Source organism: Catenulispora acidiphila DSM 44928, assembly GCF_000024025.1.
GTDB classification, from domain to species: Bacteria; Actinomycetota; Actinomycetes; order Streptomycetales; family Catenulisporaceae; genus Catenulispora; species Catenulispora acidiphila.
Genome location: NC_013131.1, coordinates 4,843,015 through 4,859,069, shown reverse-complemented (window position 1 = coordinate 4,859,069; position 16,055 = coordinate 4,843,015). Strand labels below are relative to the sequence as shown.

At 70.4% G+C, this 16,055-nt stretch carries 18 protein-coding genes; 10 read left to right on the top strand and 8 right to left on the bottom strand.

Features of this window, described 5'->3' with window-relative positions; translation table 11 throughout:
* Positions 1 to 53: 53 nt before the first annotated feature.
* A complete protein-coding gene (locus CACI_RS21190) occupies positions 54 to 551 on the top strand; it encodes an inorganic diphosphatase (RefSeq protein ID WP_041542133.1) in 498 nt (165 codons plus the stop codon).
* 68 nt (positions 552 to 619) lie between these two features.
* On the opposite strand, the gene CACI_RS21185 is transcribed toward CACI_RS21190, so the two are convergent.
* The 4 genes from CACI_RS21185 to CACI_RS21170 form a co-directional block, all read right to left on the bottom strand.
* Positions 620 to 901, bottom strand: coding sequence for a hypothetical protein (locus tag CACI_RS21185; protein ID WP_015792876.1), 282 nt, complete (start codon positions 899 to 901; stop codon positions 620 to 622).
* A gap of 129 nt (positions 902 to 1,030) precedes the next feature.
* Positions 1,031 to 1,624: a response regulator gene (locus CACI_RS21180; protein ID WP_015792875.1), complete on the bottom strand. Its 594-nt coding sequence runs from the start codon at positions 1,622 to 1,624 to the stop codon at positions 1,031 to 1,033.
* Positions 1,597 to 2,811 (bottom strand): sensor histidine kinase, encoded by a 1,215-nt coding sequence (locus tag CACI_RS51345; protein ID WP_049871662.1) that lies wholly within the window; start codon positions 2,809 to 2,811, stop codon positions 1,597 to 1,599. Before CACI_RS51345 ends, CACI_RS21180 begins: the two co-directional genes overlap by 28 nt.
* Positions 2,812 to 2,918: 107 nt before the next feature.
* Positions 2,919 to 4,403 (bottom strand): ricin-type beta-trefoil lectin domain protein, encoded by a 1,485-nt coding sequence (locus tag CACI_RS21170; protein WP_015792873.1) that lies wholly within the window; start codon positions 4,401 to 4,403, stop codon positions 2,919 to 2,921.
* 182 nt (positions 4,404 to 4,585) lie between these two features.
* Here CACI_RS21170 and CACI_RS21165 point away from each other — a divergent pair, with 182 nt between their 5' ends.
* Positions 4,586 to 5,758 carry an ROK family transcriptional regulator gene (locus CACI_RS21165; protein WP_015792872.1) on the top strand — a complete coding sequence of 391 codons (1,173 nt, stop codon included), beginning with the start codon at positions 4,586 to 4,588 and terminating at the stop codon, positions 5,756 to 5,758.
* 248 nt (positions 5,759 to 6,006) lie between these two features.
* Here CACI_RS21165 and CACI_RS21160 read toward each other — a convergent pair whose 3' ends face one another.
* Together CACI_RS21160 and CACI_RS21155 are read right to left on the bottom strand one after the other, a co-directional pair.
* Positions 6,007 to 6,531 carry a hypothetical protein gene (locus tag CACI_RS21160; RefSeq protein ID WP_015792871.1) on the bottom strand — a complete coding sequence of 175 codons (525 nt, stop codon included), beginning with the start codon at positions 6,529 to 6,531 and terminating at the stop codon, positions 6,007 to 6,009.
* 84 nt (positions 6,532 to 6,615) lie between these two features.
* Positions 6,616 to 7,563 (bottom strand): AraC family transcriptional regulator, encoded by a 948-nt coding sequence (locus CACI_RS21155; protein WP_015792870.1) that lies wholly within the window; start codon positions 7,561 to 7,563, stop codon positions 6,616 to 6,618.
* 115 nt (positions 7,564 to 7,678) lie between these two features.
* Between CACI_RS21155 and CACI_RS21150 the strand changes: the two genes are divergently transcribed.
* Positions 7,679 to 7,999: an EthD family reductase gene (locus tag CACI_RS21150; RefSeq protein ID WP_015792869.1), complete on the top strand. Its 321-nt coding sequence runs from the start codon at positions 7,679 to 7,681 to the stop codon at positions 7,997 to 7,999.
* Between the two features lie 221 nt (positions 8,000 to 8,220).
* A complete protein-coding gene (locus CACI_RS21145; protein ID WP_015792868.1) occupies positions 8,221 to 8,886 on the top strand; it encodes a DUF4097 family beta strand repeat-containing protein in 666 nt (221 codons plus the stop codon).
* Positions 8,887 to 8,984: 98 nt separating this feature from the next.
* Here the strand turns inward: CACI_RS21145 and CACI_RS21140 are convergent, their stop codons facing one another.
* Positions 8,985 to 9,437 (bottom strand): Lrp/AsnC family transcriptional regulator, encoded by a 453-nt coding sequence (locus CACI_RS21140; protein ID WP_041542129.1) that lies wholly within the window; start codon positions 9,435 to 9,437, stop codon positions 8,985 to 8,987.
* Positions 9,438 to 9,527: 90 nt separating this feature from the next.
* On the opposite strand from CACI_RS21140, the gene CACI_RS21135 reads away from it, so the two are divergent.
* The 3 genes from CACI_RS21135 (at position 9,528) to CACI_RS21125 (ending at position 10,923) form a co-directional block, all read left to right on the top strand.
* Complete coding sequence (locus tag CACI_RS21135) at positions 9,528 to 10,034, top strand: DUF2000 domain-containing protein (RefSeq protein ID WP_223297606.1); 507 nt, start codon at positions 9,528 to 9,530, stop codon at positions 10,032 to 10,034.
* A 92-nt stretch (positions 10,035 to 10,126) separates the two neighbouring features.
* On the top strand, positions 10,127 to 10,582 hold the full coding sequence (locus CACI_RS21130; protein ID WP_015792865.1) for a hypothetical protein: 456 nt from the start codon (positions 10,127 to 10,129) through the stop codon (positions 10,580 to 10,582).
* Positions 10,579 to 10,923 (top strand): transcriptional regulator, encoded by a 345-nt coding sequence (locus CACI_RS21125; protein ID WP_015792864.1) that lies wholly within the window; start codon positions 10,579 to 10,581, stop codon positions 10,921 to 10,923. The genes CACI_RS21130 and CACI_RS21125 overlap by 4 nt, the downstream gene beginning before the upstream one ends.
* 23 nt (positions 10,924 to 10,946) lie before the next feature.
* On the opposite strand, the gene CACI_RS21120 is transcribed toward CACI_RS21125, so the two are convergent.
* A complete protein-coding gene (locus CACI_RS21120; protein ID WP_015792863.1) occupies positions 10,947 to 12,368 on the bottom strand; it encodes a cryptochrome/photolyase family protein in 1,422 nt (473 codons plus the stop codon).
* Between the two features lie 187 nt (positions 12,369 to 12,555).
* Between CACI_RS21120 and CACI_RS21115 the strand changes: the two genes are divergently transcribed.
* From CACI_RS21115 to CACI_RS21105, 3 genes are read left to right on the top strand one after another with little or no spacing between them, the layout of a single operon-like run.
* Positions 12,556 to 13,893: an NAD(P)/FAD-dependent oxidoreductase gene (locus tag CACI_RS21115; protein WP_015792862.1), complete on the top strand. Its 1,338-nt coding sequence runs from the start codon at positions 12,556 to 12,558 to the stop codon at positions 13,891 to 13,893.
* Positions 13,890 to 14,663 (top strand): DUF1365 domain-containing protein, encoded by a 774-nt coding sequence (locus CACI_RS21110; RefSeq protein WP_015792861.1) that lies wholly within the window; start codon positions 13,890 to 13,892, stop codon positions 14,661 to 14,663. The genes CACI_RS21115 and CACI_RS21110 overlap by 4 nt, the downstream gene beginning before the upstream one ends.
* 2 nt (positions 14,664 to 14,665) lie before the next feature.
* A complete protein-coding gene (locus tag CACI_RS21105) occupies positions 14,666 to 15,493 on the top strand; it encodes a DUF1295 domain-containing protein (RefSeq protein ID WP_015792860.1) in 828 nt (275 codons plus the stop codon).
* The last annotated feature ends 562 nt before the right edge of the window (positions 15,494 to 16,055 follow it).

The following is a 16,055-nucleotide window of genomic DNA, read 5'->3' as shown; positions in this document are numbered from 1 at the left end:
CGGGACGGTTCGCGAGGCTGATCTCGGGTACCGCCCTCGACGTGAAGACCATGATGCGATTCGACGTGGTGATCGAGATACCGGCAGGTTCTCGGAACAAGTACGTGATGGACCACCGCCTTGGCCGCATCCGGCTGGAGCGGCAGCTGTTCACCTCGACCAGCTATCCGGCCGACTACGGCTACATCCCCGGCACGCTCGCGCTGGACGGGGACCCGCTGGACGCCATCGTGCTCCTGGACGACCCGGCGTTCCCCGGCGTGGAGGTCTCCGTCCGTCCGGTGGCGGTCTACCGCTCCCGTGACGAGGGAGGCCAGGACGACAAGATCCTGTGTGTGCCGGCGGGCGACCCCCGCTATGAGGACATCCAGGATCTCGGCGACGTGGCACAGGAGCGTCTGGACGAGATCGGGCACTTCTTCGACATCTACAAGGACACCGAGCCCGGCCGCCAGGCCAGCCCCGGTACCTGGGCCGACCGCGCCGCCGCCGAGGCGGTCATCACCGCCGACCGCCGGCGGCTGGCCGAAGCTGAAGCGGCGGCCGAGTAGAGATACGGCAGCAGCCTGCCGAGCACCGCGAGATCCGGTGCTCGGCAGGCTCGCGCGCGCCTGGGGACCTACTCGACGAACGTGCAGTCCGCCGAGATCTTCACCCAGTACGAGCCGTCGGCGTTCTGACCGCTGGTGTAGACCCACGCTCCGATCGTCCTGTTGCCGATCATGTCCTGCTGGGCCTCGGTCTTCGCCTCCTGGTACGTCGCGCCGGTGCCGTAGCCGTAGCAGGCCCAGTTGTTGTGCGGCGGCGGGCTGATGCCGGCACTCGCCGTGGACGCGGTGAGCACCGGTCCGAGCGCGGCGGCCAGTACCGCTGCGGTGGCGAAGGCTTTCCTGATCCGCATGAGTGCTCCTCCATGGTGTGGCTGACACCGCCATGGTCGGTCCCGCGATGGCCTGCGGCAATGTCGCACCGGTGTGACAAAGCGCCGCTCTGGCGCGCCGGCCGGGACGAGGGCTAGAGGTAGGGACAGCTACGGAATCCGTTGCCTGGCCGCACGTTTGGCGAACTTGTCCCCGGCCCGGCGCAGCAGCGTGGCGACCGTGGACTTGTCCACGTTCAACCGGTGCGCGATCGCCTCGTAGGTGTGCCCGCGGCTGCGCAAGAGCAGCACCTGCTGTTCGGTCGGGGACAGCAGCGGCGGACTGAGACTGATGACGAACGCCAGCTCCGGGGTGATCGCCACGTCGCCGACGTGGACGGTCCGGATGGCCTCGGCGAGCTGGTCGGGGTCGTCGTCCTTGATGAGGTAGCCGCCGGCGCCGGCCTGCATCGCGGCCCAGACCTGCTGGTGGTCGGCGTGCACGGACATGACCAGCACGGTGCGTCCGGCGCGCACCAGCGCGGCGATGTTGCGCGCCGGGGGCACGCCGTCCTGCAGCAGCAGGTCCAGCAGCACCACGTCGGCCTCGACGGCGGCGTCCAGATGCCCGGCCAAGGTGGTGTGCACCGCGCAGACCTCGATGTCCGGCTGCGCCGCCAGCAGGGCCCTGATACCGGCCGGGGCGAGCCGGTCGTCGTCGACGACCGCGACCCGGATCACGCCGGCCACCGCAGCCGGACCCACGTCCCGTTCCCCGGCACGCTGTCCACCCCGGCCGCGCCGCCGACCTCGGCCATCCGGCCGCCGATCGCCGCGGGCAGCCCGACGCCCGCCGCGGTCGTGCCGGGGTCGAATCCGCTGCCGCAGTCGACGATGTCCACGGTCACCGCCTCCGCGTTGTCCGCCGCCGCGTCGACCGTGACCCAGGCGGTACGGGTCCCGGCGTGGGCCAGGACGTTGTTCAGCGCGGCGCGCGTCGCCCCGCACATCGCCTCGACGACCGGCTCGGGAACCTGCGCGGGCAGCGAACCGAACTGGAAGCGCACCCGCAGACCCAGCGCGGCGCAGTCGGCTCCGGCGCCGACCAGACCGAGGCGGAGTTCGGGTACTGATTCGCAGCCGGTGTCGTCCTCCTCGCTCAGCAGACCGCGCAGCAGGTCGGCGTTCGCCGCGCACCGCTCCCGGACCCGGGCGTCCGGATGGCCGACCGGCGCCGGCCGGGACATCGCGGTCAGCAGGGCCAGCGGTCCGTCATGCAGCTCCAGATGGCGCCGCCGCTGCCCTTCCAGCTGGCGGCGGCGCTCCAGATCGCGTCCCCGGTCCTCGGCCAGCTGTTCCCGCTCGGTCACCACCGACCGCGCGCCGGCGCCGACAGCCGCGGCTGCGCGGTGCAGACGGCGCGCGCCGACCAGGCAGACCAGCGCGATGCCGATGAGCCAGGCCAGGTCGCCGCCGGCGTTGGTCACCTTGACGACCGACAGGTGGGTGGTGACCGTCGCCAGGTAGGAGGCGCCGAGGACGGCGCAGGCGACCAGGGTGCGCCGGGTCGAGGCGTGGATCGCCACCCCGACCAGGACGGCGGAGACGAACGGCTCCAGCGCCGAGTTGCTGACGTTGTCGAAGTAGCCCGGGCGCCCGGCGACCCGGAGCGCGGGCATCGCGGCGGCCAGGACCGCGATGTCGATGGTGCTGGCCCACAGCGCCGGCGGACCGCCGCGGGCTCGCGCCAGGTATATCAGGGACCACAGACCGACCGCGACGTAGGCGACGACCGCGAGCCGGGCGTGGGCGAACTGCCTCTCCTGCAAGCCGACGACGAGGCTGATGACGGCGCTCACCAACGCGACCGCGCGAGCGGTCACCGCCACCGCGGTCAGGACCGCGCCGACGTGCCGCTCGATATGGAGGCCGTCCTCGACACCAGCCGTCACCGGCGTTTCCACCCGATCTCGCCGTGCCCGCCCAGGGAAGCATCAGCTGAGATGGCTCTCAGGCGATGCTTCCCTTCATCGTAGTTGGCATCAGGCCCGCGTGCGGCTCATCCGAGCTTCCAGTTCTGACTCGCCGAGCCCGAGCACGCCGCGACGACCGCCGTGGAGCCGTCGGCGCTCGCCGAGCCGGTGGTGTCCAGGCACAGGCTGGCGTCGGCGGCGCTGGCGATCGTGCCGTTCGCCGCGACGGTCCACTGCTGGGCCGGCAGACCGGTGCAGTCCTCGATGACGACTGCGGCGCCCGCGGTCACGGTTCCGGTTCCCGTGCCGGCCTGCATGCACTTGGTGCTGTAGACCGTCAGCAGGTGGGTGGCGGTGTAGTCCCACGACTGGTTCCCGCCGCCGTTGCAGTCCCACAGGTCGAGCTGGGTTCCGCTGGTCGTGGAGTAGCCGGGGACGTCCAGGCAGCGGCCCGAGGCGGTCTCAGTGACCTGCGTTCCGGCGGGCGCCGGCGGCTGGTCGTTGACCGGCGGGACGGTGCCCAGGCCGTAGCCCCACTTCAGCTGCGCGACGCCGCTGGCGCTGTTGTTCTGCAGGTATCCCTTGGCATCCAGGCTCTCTATCGAGTAGGAGTCGCCGGTTCGCAGCCCGGGCCAGTAGACCATCCCCATGCCCATCCCCCGCGCGATGTCGGTGACGGCGGCGAAGTAGGCGGTGAAGACGTTTCCGTTGTGGTTGCCGTAGTTCAGGCCGACGGTCATCGGGGAGCCGGCTTCGTCGATGATGGTGCGGGAGGCGTAGCCGCCGATGCGGGGAAGCAGGTTGCTGATCCAGTCCGCCTCGGTGGTAGCGCTGGCCCAGTAGCCGTAGAAGTGCAGCGAGAGCAGCGTGCCGCTCAAGGCCTGGGTGGCGCCGACGCCGGTGACGTTGTCGTTGTAGCCGGTACCGGAGATGACGACGTGATCGCGCGGGACGTCGGCGTGCTGGGCGAGCCAGCCGGTGCAGACCTGCACCCACTGGTCGAGGGTGTAGCCGAAGGGCTCGTTCATCGGCTCGAAGTAGACGCGCGGGTTGGTGCGGTATTCGGCGGTGACCGTGTCCCACATCTGGTTCCAGGTGGCGACGTCGTCGATCTTGCCGTCCTTCGCGGTCGGCGACTCCCAGTAGCTGAGGATCACCTTGTCGCCGGACGCGGTCGCGGCGTCGATCGTCGCGCGGTAGGACTTCCACCAGGCGGTGCCGACGCTCGCGGGGTTGATCGGGAGTCGCAGGGTGTTGGCACCGAGGTTGGTGCGGAAGCCGTCGACCATTTTCTGGGTCGTGCGGTAGACGGTGCGGTAGTCGTCGGTGACGCTCAGGCCGCTGGGGACGACGGCGTCGCTGGCGTAGTTGTCGCGGGGGTCGGCCCAGTTCACGCCGTGGAAGCTGCTCGGCGGGGCGGCGGCTGACGGCGCGCTCTGGGTGGCAGCGGCGGCCGCAGCCGGGCTGGCAGCCGCGGCGTAGGCGGCGAAACCGCTGGTCGCCGCGACCGCGAGCGCGCCGGCCGCGAGGACGAGAGTGGTGCGGCGCAAGCGCACGAGGGGATGACGCATCAGGTACTCCCTCAATTAATTCGGGTGTAAATTAACTGGAGGGAAGCTAGAGCCGCGCCGAAGGCACTGTCAAGGGGCGGCTCGCGGAGCGAACGGCTCCGGACCACTACGATTTCCCCATCAGCGCGCGCGGCACGGGCAACGACGTGGCGCGCGATCGTCCCTTTCAGAAAGTGGTTGATATGCGGTGGGGTGCCGGCTCGATCTCCGGGGACATGACCCGCACCGCGGTGCTCGCGCTGCTGGCGCGGCGCGGTCCGCTCAGCCGCGCGCAGATCGCCGAGATGCTGGAGCTGAGCCCTGCGACGATCACCCAGGGCACCCGGCGACTGCTCGCTGAAGGACTGCTGGTCGAGGAGGCGCCGCGACCGTCGGCGGGCGGCGGCGGACGTCCCTCGGTCCCGCTGTCGCTGGTCCCCGGATCGGCGCACACCATCGGCATCCAGGTCGCGCACGAGCACGTCACCGGCGTGACCAGCCGCCTGGACGCCACCGTCGTGCACAGCTTCCGGCACGCCTTCGACCCGGCCTCCCCGGACGCGGTCGAGACTCTCACCGCCCTGATCCGCTCGGAGATCGAGGAGATCGAACGGCGCGGACTGCCGCTGGCGGGAGTCGGCGTGGCGGTGCCCGGCATCGTCGAGCCGGAGACCGGAACCCTGAGCATGTCGGTGCGGCTGGGCTGGACCGGTCTGCCGCTGGCGGCGCGGCTGCGCGAAGCGCTCGGCGTGCCGGTGTTCGTCGACAACGACATCAGCGCGGTGACCGCCGCCGAACGCCTCTACGGTCCGGGCGCCGACGAGGCCGACTTCCTGCTCGCCGCGATCGGCCAGGGCATCGGGCTGGGCATGGTCCTGGACGGCGCGCCCTACCGAGGCGCCGCAGGAGCCGCCGGCGAGTTCGGACACATGCCGGTCCAGCCGGATGGACCGCAATGCGTCTGCGGCAACCGCGGCTGCCTGGAATCGCTGGTCAGCACCGAGGCCTTGCTCCGGACAGCCCACGAAGCCGGCATCCTGCCCGCCGAATCAGACCTCGACGACCTCGGCACGGCCGCCCGCCACGGCGACCCGGCCGCCGTCCAGCTGCTCCACAACGCCGCCACCCTCCTCGGCCGCGCACTGGCCGGCGTGGTCAACCTGCTCGGCCCGCGCAGCGTCATCATCATCGGCGAGATCACCGCCATCTGGGACCTCCTCGACGACCCCCTGCACGAAGCACTCCTGGACCACCTCCTCCCCGCCGTCCGCGACACCCGCATCGAAGTCCGGCCGTGGCACGATGAGGTGATCGCAGCCAGCGCCGCCCGGGTGGTGCTGGCGGCGCCGCTGGCCGCGCCTCGGCAGCGGGGATGAGAGGGCGGGGGGTTGGCGGACATGGACAGTGAGATGGCTATCGCCTGGGCTCGCGGCGTCGCGGCCAATCCGGCGGCGCCGACCGAGGCGCTCCTGCGGCTGCTGAGCCCGGCGGGACGACCGGCTTGGCCGCAGTCGCGTTCAGCTCCGAGCCAACTGAGAGCCGACATCTCACGGTGATCCGGAACATGTCCGGGGGTTCGTTCGTGCCGGCGGCGTTTCGCCGCCGGGATCCCGCGCTGAGCGGCTCATGCGATTGGTCGGGATGCCGGGCTTCCGCTCCCCCGCGAGGTGATCTGCGTACAGGCGAGAATCAGCAGCACGCCGACCGGGATCGCCACCACGCCGATCAGGATCGTGACGAAGCCGACCACGGCAGCCGCCGTCAGAACAACCGCGAGCACCCAGGCGGTCGAGGTCGCCGGGCGCGAACCGCGAGGACCGGCGTACCAGAGCAGCAGACCCACTCCGAGCGCCACCACCAGCGGGATCGCCGCGAGTCCGAGGGCTGCGAAGCCGTCGTGCGCGAGCAGCGTGACGCGCGGCTGTGCCTTCATCACCGGTGGGCTCGAGGGCGTTGGAGTGGCGGTGTAGCCCGCGGAGGCCGTCGCGATCGCCGGTGGGGATTGGAGCGTGACCACGGGAACCACCGCGGCAGCCACGACGATGGCGGCGCCGACGGCTGCGGCGATACCGGCGAGCAGGAGGTCGACGCGCACCTGCGGTCGGCTGCCTGTCACGCCCGGGTACGGGACGGCACTGTCAAAGCCCATCGTTCCCCCTTGTGGCTTGTGCCTTGTGCGCCGACGCTGTCGGTACACCCATGATCTCGCGCCGACGGCGCCCGGCGAAAGGCGTCAGCTCAGCGGGTACCGGATGTCCCGCCGCCAGCGCGCCGGCGGCGTGCCGTAGCGGTTCTTGAACGCGCGGCTGAAGGCGGCTTCTGAGGCGTAGCCGACGGTCTCGGCGACCTGCGTGACCGGCAGGAAGGTGTCGCGGAGCAGGGTGGTGGCGGCGTCCAGGCGCACGTGCGCGAGGTAGGTGGCCGGCGGCTTGCCGACGCGCTCGACGAAGCGGGCCGCGAAGGACGAGCGGGACAGGTTGCAGGCGCGCGCCAGCTCCTCGACCGTCCATTCGCGGCCGGGGTCGCGGTGGATGGCGCTCAGCGCCAGGCCGATCTGGGGGTCGAAGGCGCCGGCCAGCCAGTTGGGCTCGACGTCCGCGCCGGCGGCCCAGGTGCGCATGATCTGGATGAAGATCAGGTCAAGGATGCGCGCGACCATCACCGCAGAGCCCTGCGACGGCGACTGCATCTCCAGCACGATCATCCGGCGGGCGACTTCGAGCCCTTCGAGGGCTTCCAGGTCCGGGCCGCCGGAGCCGCGCAGGATGATCACCGCCGGGAGGCTGCCGAGCAGGTGGCTGGCTTGCGGGTCGCCGATGGTGAACGTGCCGCACAGCCAGCGCGCGGGGCGGCGGTCGGCGTCGCCACCGGCTGGGCTGCCGCCGAGGCCGGCATCGCTGATGGAGTGCGCGTCGCCGCGCGGGAGCAGGACGAAGTCACCGGCGCACAGGTGCTCGACGTGCGGGGAGCCCTCGATCCGCAGCGTGACTTCGCCCTCTTCGACGATGTGCAGGCTGCCTCGGTCCGCGAACTCGACGGAGAACAACGGCGACGGGGTGTACGCGACGATCCGCTCGCCGGTCAGCCGCACGCTGCGCAGCAGCTCCGAGAGCAGGTCGTGCGGCAGGTCCGAATCCGTCGCCGCTGGACGATCTGCAAGGTTTTCCGGCGGAGCGGTCATGGTACCTGCTCATTCCTCTGAATACGCTCGTCAATCAGTGAGAGGGACCCACCCTACGGAACAACCTCCGCACGGCCCACTCGCGCTCCTCGAAGCTGACAACCAGGAGGTCGCCATGACCGAGCACGTCAACCAGACCAAGATCACCTTCGTCTACTCCAACCCCGCCGACCCCGAGGCGTTCGAAGCCGCCTACCCCGACCAGCTCGCCCTGGCCCGCAAGCTCCCCGGCCTGCTCCGCCTGGAGGCCGCGAAGGTCTGGCCGAAGGAGGACGGCAGCGCCACCCCCGCCTACCGCCTCCTGGACCTGTACTTCGCCGACTACGCGGCCGCCAGCGCGGCAGCCGCCGAAGCCGGTCCGCTCGTCGGCGCCACGAAGCAGCACGCGACCAGCGGCGTGATCCTCGCCTTCGCCGAGGTGCTGGAGACCAACTGAGGGTGCTGACGATGGTGTGATCAGGTGCGAACCACCGCTGGGATCGGGCGCTGTGCCCGATCCCAGCGGTTTTTCCGCGCGTCAGCGGCGCTGTCAGGACCGAGTCAGGTCCGAGTCAGGACCGAGTCAGCCTCGGGTCAGGTCCGTGTCAGCGCGTCCGCCGAAAGTGAAGACACGACGGCGGGCCGATGGGGCTCGCGGCGCTGAGCAAGGAGAATGCCATGAACACCTTCGCCACCCCCGAGCCGGTTCTCGTCGTGCTGGACATCCCGGCGGGCCGGGTGCGGCTGGTCGCCGGTGAGCGTGCCGAGTCCACGGTCGAGGTGCTGCCGGCTGAGTCCTCGAAGAAGCGGGATGTGAAGGCCGCCGAGCAGACCGCGGTCGAGTACAGCGACGGGATACTGCGCATCACGACCGCTGAGGCGAGCCGGTTCCTCGGCTCCGGTTCGGTGGACGTGACGGTGCAGGTGCCCGCCGGCTCGCGGGTCGAGGGCAAGGCCGCCGCGGCCGAGCTGTACGGCACCGGACCGCTCGGCGAGGTCGTCTTCGACGGCGCCTACCGCCTCGTGGACCTCGCCGAGGTCGCCGGCGCGCGGCTGACCGTGCACAGCGGCTCGGTCGCCATCGGGCGCCTGACCGGCTCGGCGCAGATCAGCAACGGCACCGGCGACATCACGATCGCCGAGGCGGTCGCCGGCGTCGTCGAGCTGCGCACCGAGGCGGGAAACGTGACCGTGCACGCCGCCCGCGGCGTCTCGGCCACCCTGGACGCCGGTACCTCCCGCGGGCGGATCACCAACGCACTGAAGAACGGCGACGGCGCCGATGCCGCCCTGACCATCAAGGCGACCGCCTCCGCCGGCGACATCACGGCCACCAGCCTGTGACGCCCCGCCTGTGATGCGAACCAGTCAGGCATACCGGCACGGCGGTCGGCTCGGGACGTAAGCGTCCCGAACCGGCCGCCGAACTGGCTTCCCGCGCTTCACAGCGGCGCGATCTCCGTCTTGCGCAAGTGCTCGTACACCAGCGACGTCCGCACGTCCGCGAGTTCCTTGCGCCGCGTCAGCTTGTCCAGCACCAGAGCCTGCAGCTGATCGGTGTCCTTGACCGCCACATGGATCAGGAAGTCGTCACCCCCGGACACGACGAACACCGACAGCACCTCGGGCAGCTCCTCGACGAACGCCCTGAACCCGTCGATGACCGCGCGGTTCGGCGGACGCACGCGCACCGCGATCAGCGCCTGTAGCGGCCGTCCGATCGCCGCCAGATCCACCTGCGCGTGGTACCCGACGATCAGCCCGCGCCGGCGCAACGCGCGCATCCGTTCCAGGCAGGTCGACGGCGCGATGTTCAGCAGGGTGGCCAGCTCACGGTTCGTGCGCCGTCCATCGTTCTGCAAAAGCGCCAGTAGCGCCGAATCAATGGCGTCCAGTTCGGTCACATCGGCAACCTAGCAGAACTTAATTCGGATCTTGAGCACTGAAGCCGCATGCCGAGCTACTGTCGGCCATCAGATCCGGTGGTGGTTCGTCCGAACGCCGAGATCACCGACCATCAACTCTGCCTGACAGCACACCGCGAGGAGTCCCTCATGCCGCTGCTCGACACCACCTTGCCGCGCTTCGAGAAGTGCGCGATCGTCATCGACGACGCGCTGCCCACCGGCCTGGCGATGAACGCCGCGGCGGTCCTGGCGCTCTCGATCGGCGACGCCTACGGCGAATCAGCGCTCGGACCAGACGTGAAGGACCGCGACGGCCAGGTGCACCAAGCGATCACCGAAGTCCCGCTGCCGATCCTCAAAGCCGACGCGCAGGTCCTACACAGCATCGTCACCAAGGCGCTCGCTGAGCCCGACGTCTTCCTCGTCGACTTCACCTCCGCGGCTCAGGCGGCTCGGGACTACGGCTCCTACATGCAGTCCATGGAGGTCACCGGGTCGCAGGACCACGTGTATGTCGGCGTCGCGGTCGTCGGCGCGAAGAAGGCGGTCCAGCGGCTCAGCGGAAGCTTGCCGCTCTACCGCTGAGCGAGCCGCGCCAGCACTGGCCAGTTCCCCGCCGCGGGCCCCTCGGATCGGCATCTGCTTTCCAAATGGAAAGTAGATGCTAGAGTGAAACCATGACCGAGGACCTGACCCCCGCCATCGCGCTCGACACCGCCACCTCCCTGCGCGCCGCCGCCGACCGGCGTCCCTTCCCCGCGTGGTTCCCGCCGACCGTCGGCGTCGGCTACGCCGCCTCGCTGTCCCTCATGGGGACCGGCTACCTGCTCCACGGCACCGCCTCGCGCGCCGTCGGGCTGACGGGAGCGGCACTGGTCGTGCTCACGTTCACGACGATGCTGGCGGTGGTCGCCGGATGGCGGCGGTCCGGGGTGGTGCCGAAGTTCGAGGCCTGCGCCGTCGATCCGGCGACCCGGCGCCGGCAGCTGCGCACGGCCGGGCTCTTCGGGGCGCTGATGGCGGCGGCGATGGTGGCTGTGGTGATCGCGCAGTGGGGCTGGCTGGAGATCGCGGTCGGGCTGCTGCTCGGCGCGGCGACCTGGCGGCGGCTGGCCGACCAGGCAGCGCGATGACCACGAAGTCTGGCGCACCCGACCCCGACGTGCTCGAGCCGGACGAGGCGTTCGGCACGCTGCCCAAGCTCAAGCTCGCCGCGTTCCTGGCTGGCTGCGCCGAGGCAGAGTTCGGGACGGTGGCGGAGACCTGTGCGATCGCCGGACCGACGCTGTCGAAGGCGGCCACCGCGTTGGAAGAGGCCGGATACGTCCGCATCCGCAAAGGCCACGTCGGCCGACGACCGCGCACCTGGCTGTCGCTGACCGCCGAGGGACGTACCGCGTTCGACCGGCATCTGGCCGCGCTGGCCCGCCTCACCGAAGCAGGACGGGCACAGGCGGAAAACGTTCAGCAGTAACGATTCCAGGGCTCAGCGAGCGCTTAGAACAGCGCGTCTCCTGGCTCCGCCAGCCGCCTGCCGACCTTCCCGCCGTCGACTTCGACGATCGGCGCGGGATAGTCGAGCTCCTTCAGCGCGACCGGACCGAGGCGCCAGGGCTGATGGACGTCCGCCGCGTCGGAGAGATCGGCGAGTTCGGGCACGTAGCGCCGCACGTACTCCCCCGACGGGTCGTAGCGCGTCGCCTGCCGCAGCGGGTTCATCACGCGGTTGGGACGGGTGTCCATGCCGGTCCCGGCGACCCACTGCCAGTTCAGGATGTTGTTGGCGACGTCGGCGTCCAGCAGGTGGTGCGCGAAGTGCGCGGCGCCGGAGCGCCAGTCGATGCCGAGCGTCTTGGTGAGGAACCCGGCGGTGATCAGCCGCGCGCGGTTGTGCATCCAGCCCTCGGCGGCGAGTTGGCGCATGCCGGCGTCGACGATCGGGATGCCGGTGCGACCGGCGGTCCAGGCGTCCAGCGCTTCGGGGTCGTCGACCCACGCGCCGCGCGGACGCAGGTCAGTGTGCGCGGCGTCGGGGCGTGCGGCCATGACCTGGTGGTGGAAGTCGCGCCAGCACAGCTGCCGCAGGAACGCCTCAGTGCCGGAGCCGGGGTGGTCGCGGCTGGCGCGAGCAGCGAGTTCGGTCGCTGATACGCAGCCGAAGTGCAGGTACGGCGACAGTTTCGAGGTCGCGTTGGCGGCGAGGTCGTCGTGGATGTCCTCATAGTCCTCGACGGCCTTGCCGAGCCACTGCTTGGCGCGCTTGCGCCCTTGTGTCTCGCCGCCGCGTAATCCGCCGGACAGCGTGGAATCAGCGCTTGTCGGTAGCTCCAGCCCGGCGATGTCCGGCACGGTCAGGCGCGGTGCGGAGGCCGGGGCGCGCAGCGGCATCTCGGCCCAGCGCCGCCAGTAGGGCGTGAAGACCGAGAAGTGGTCGCGGTCGTTGGGTCGCAGCTCGCCGGGCGGCTGGATGGTGTGGACCTGGTCGTGCAGATGGAGCTCCGCGCCGTTCGCGCGCAACGCCGCGGCGAGTGCGTCCTGGCGCTCGTGGGCGTAGGCGGTGACGTCGGAAGCCAAGTGGACCTCGACCGCGTCCACCTCGGCGACGACCCGACAGACCTCTGCGACGACGTCCCCCGAGCGGAGCACGAGGCGACCGCCGAGAGCGCGCAGCGCGGCGTCGAGGTCTGCCAGGGACTCCTCCAGGAACCTTCGCCGGGTCTCGCTGATCCGCGGCAGGATGCCGCCGTCGAGCACGAACAGCGGCACCACCCGGCCGTCGGCGGAGGCCGCCGCCGCGGCGAGGACCGGGTTGTCGTGGACGCGCAGGTCGCGGGTGAACAGCGCGACCGCGGCCCGTGGCTGCGACGGCGAAGACGATCGCGAGGGCGACGACGAAGACGAGGGCGACGACGAGGGCATTGACTGACTCACCGCTCCATTCCAGCAGGTCGGGGCGCCGGCATCGGTCCGGCGCGCGCGTCCGGGTGCTCCCGATGGGTATTCGGTGCCGGGCGCGGTCCGGATTGCCCCTTCTTCCAGATCCGCCAATCCGGACCGGCTCCGGCACCGAATACCTCTTGTTCAGACATCGCTGAGGGAGGTACCGGTGACCGGTTCGGCATCAGATCGGGACAGCCACGGCAGCCACCGTGAGCGGGTCGCGGTGATCGGGTCCGGCGTCGCCGGGCTGACGGCGGCCTACCTGCTCCAGCGCCGCTACGACGTGCTGCTGTTCGAAGCCGACAGCCGCCTCGGCGGCCACGCGCACACCCACGAGGTGGCCGATTCCGGGCGGATACGGTCGGTCGACAGCGGCTTCATCGTCCACAACCGGCGCACGTATCCGCACCTCATCCGGCTGTTCGACGAGCTCGGCGTGGCGACCCAGCCGACGGAGATGTCGATGAGCGTGCGGTGTGAGGGCTGCGGGCTGGAGTACGCCGGCGCCAAGGGCCCGCGCGGGCTGCTGGCCACGCCGGGGCAGGCGCTGCGGCCGTCGTTCGTGCGGATGCTGCTGGAGGTGCGCAGGTTCCACCGCGAGGCCCGGCAGCTGCTGCAGGACACGCCCCGACCTGCGGCGTCGGGGACGACGTTGCGCGAGTTCCTGGCCGCGGGCGGCTACTCGCGGTTCTTCGCCGACCACTTCATCCTGCCGCTGGTCTCGGCGGTGTGGTCCTCCGGGCGCGAGACCGCCGAGAGGTACCCGGCGGCGTACCTGTTCCAGTTCCTGCATCATCACGGCATGCTCGCTGTCACCGGTTCGCCGAGCTGGCGGACGGTCAGCGGCGGGTCGAAGACGTATGTCGACCAAGCGGTGAAGAACCTGCACGCCGTCCACTTGAGCACCCCGGTGCGGTCGCTGAGCCGCACCGGGGGCGGCGTGACGATCCGTGACGACGCCGACGAGGTGCACACGGTGGCGAAGGTCGTCGTCGCCACCCACTCCGACCAGGCGCTGCGGCTGCTCGCCGACGCCAGCGCGACGGAGACGGCCGTACTCGGGGCGATTCCGTACTCGGTCAACGAGACGGTGCTGCACACCGATGCCCGGATGCTGCCTTCGACGCGTGCGGCGTACAGCTCCTGGAATTATCTGCTGCCCTCGTGTGCCCGGGGCGGCGTGGCGGGCGCGACCGGTGCGACCGGTGCGACCGACCGGGCCGTGGTGACGTACGCGATGAACCAGCTGCACCGGCTCGACGCGCCGGTGGAGTACCTGGTCACGATGAACGCCGCCGACCGGATCGATCCGGCGGCGGTGATCGACCGCATGCGGTACGAGCACCCGGTGTACACGCCGGAGTCGGTCGCGGCGCAGGCTCGGCTGGCGGAGCTGACGACCGGGCATACCGCGTTCGCCGGGGCGTATCACGGCTGGGGGTTCCACGAGGACGGCTGCGCTTCGGGGGTGGCGGCGGCCGAGGCTTTCGGGGTGACGTGGTGAGTGCGGCGGCTTTGTACGAGTGCCGGATCCGGCATGTGCGGCGCGGCGCTGTCGCGAACGACTTCACGTACGGCTCGTACTTGTGGCTGGTCGATCTCGACGATTTGCCTCGCTTACCGGGTCCGCTGAGGGCGCTCGCCGGGTTCGTCCCCGGTGATCACTTCACCGGGACCGACATCAGCATCCGCGCGGGTCTTGAGGACTTCCTCGCCGATCGCGGCGTGTTCCTCGACGGTGGCAGGGTGCTGATGCTGACGGCGGCGCGGGTGTTCGGGTACGTGTTCAACCCGCTGACCGTCTACTGGTGCCGCGACGCCGACGACCAGCTGGTCTGCGTCGTCGCGGAAGTGCACAACACGTATGGCGGACGGCACTCCTACCTGCTCTTTCCTGACGAGAGCGGTCGGGCTGACGTCGCCAAGGACTTCTACGTCTCGCCGTTCCTGCCGATCGACGGCGGTGTCTACCGGATGCGGGTTCCGGAGCCCGATGAGCGGCTGAGCATCTCGATCCGGCTGGATCTGCCCGGTGGTGCGCCGCCGTTCGTGGCGAGCGTGCACGGGGTGCGGCGGGTCGCTACCGCTAGGGAGCTGTTGCGGATGGTTGCGCGCCATCCGCTGGCGCCGCTCGCGGTCGCGGGACGGATTCGGCGGCAGGGCGTCGCGCTGTTTTTGCGCGGGCTGCCGGTGGTGCCTCGGCCTCGGCCTCGGCCTGGCGCTAAGTCGGATATGGCGGCTGAGGCGACTATGGCAAAGACCGGAGGACGTTGAGGATGCAGTCCGAATCAGTGGGGTCGTTCGCCGCCGTCTCGGGGGTAGTTCTCCTGGTGCTGGTGATCGTGTTCAGTGCCGTGTTCGTCGCCGGTGTTGCTCGACAGCGTCACCGATACGTCGACGCCGTATGGGGATCTGCCTTCGCGCTGGCTGCCGTCGTGACCGCGGCGATGACCACCGAGCACGGCGACGGTTGGCGTCGCTGGCTGCTGACACTTTGCACGATCGTCTGGGGACTGCGGCTCTCGATCCACATCGCACGACGCGGCTGGGGCGCCCCGGAGGACCCGCGCTATGCTGCGATGCTGGGCAAGGCGCGCGGCAACCCGACGCTGGTCGCGTACACCAAGGTCTACCTGCTGCAGGCAGTCCTGGTGTGGTTCATCTCGCTGCCGGTCCAGGTCGGGCTGGTCGCCACCGGCGGCTCCGCCTGGGGCGTGACGCCGGCCGTGATCGGCCTCCTGCTCTGGCTCCTCGGCATCAGCTTCGAGGCCACCGGCGACTACCAGCTGGCCCGCTTCAAAGCCGACCCCGCCAACCACGGCCGCCTGATGTCCGAAGGCCTCTGGCGCTACACCCGCCACCCGAACTACTTCGGCGACGCCTGCGTATGGTGGGGCTTGTTCCTCATCGGCGCCGCCGCCTGGCCCGTGCCACTGACCATCCTGTCCCCAGCCCTGATGACCTGGCTCCTAACCTCCGGCAGCGGCAAACCCATGGTAGAGGCACACCTCACGAACACCCGCCCCGGCTACGCCGACTACGTGGCGCGCACCAGCGGCTTCATTCCGCGGCCGCCGAAGCGGATTTCGGGCGCTTCTGATTGATGCGCGGGTGGGATGGGTGGGTGAGAGTGGGTGGGGTGTGAGGGGTTGGGTGCGGTTGGTTTGTGGGCTTTTAGAAGCTTTTTACGTCTTCGAGCATGGTTTGATGGCCTCGCAGGGGACGCAGTTCGGTGGCGCGTGGCTGGGTGGCGTTGGCGGCCGGAAGTGGAGGCTGTTCACGACCGCGCGTCGGTCCGAGTCACTGCGCACACGTTGGGGCTGGCGGGTGTCGGTCGCGTCGTGAGACAACCCGACCGGCTGCAGAACCACCACCATCATCACTGTCGCGTCGGCGGGCTCTGCCAATCTTTTCGGAGCACCCACAACCGCCAGCCGCCAACGCAACCCAGACACGCTCCACCGAACTGCGCCCCCTGCGAGGCCATCAACACCCGCGCGAAGCCGTAAAGAAAGCTTCTAAAAACCCACCAACCAACCGCACCAACCCCAACTCAGCCGCGCACCCGCGCCCCGGCCCACAAAGCCAGAAGCACGTACCGCGCGCCGGCGCGGTGGACGGCGCGTCATCCGTCCACCGCGCGCACGCCGCTGAGGCGCCGGCTGG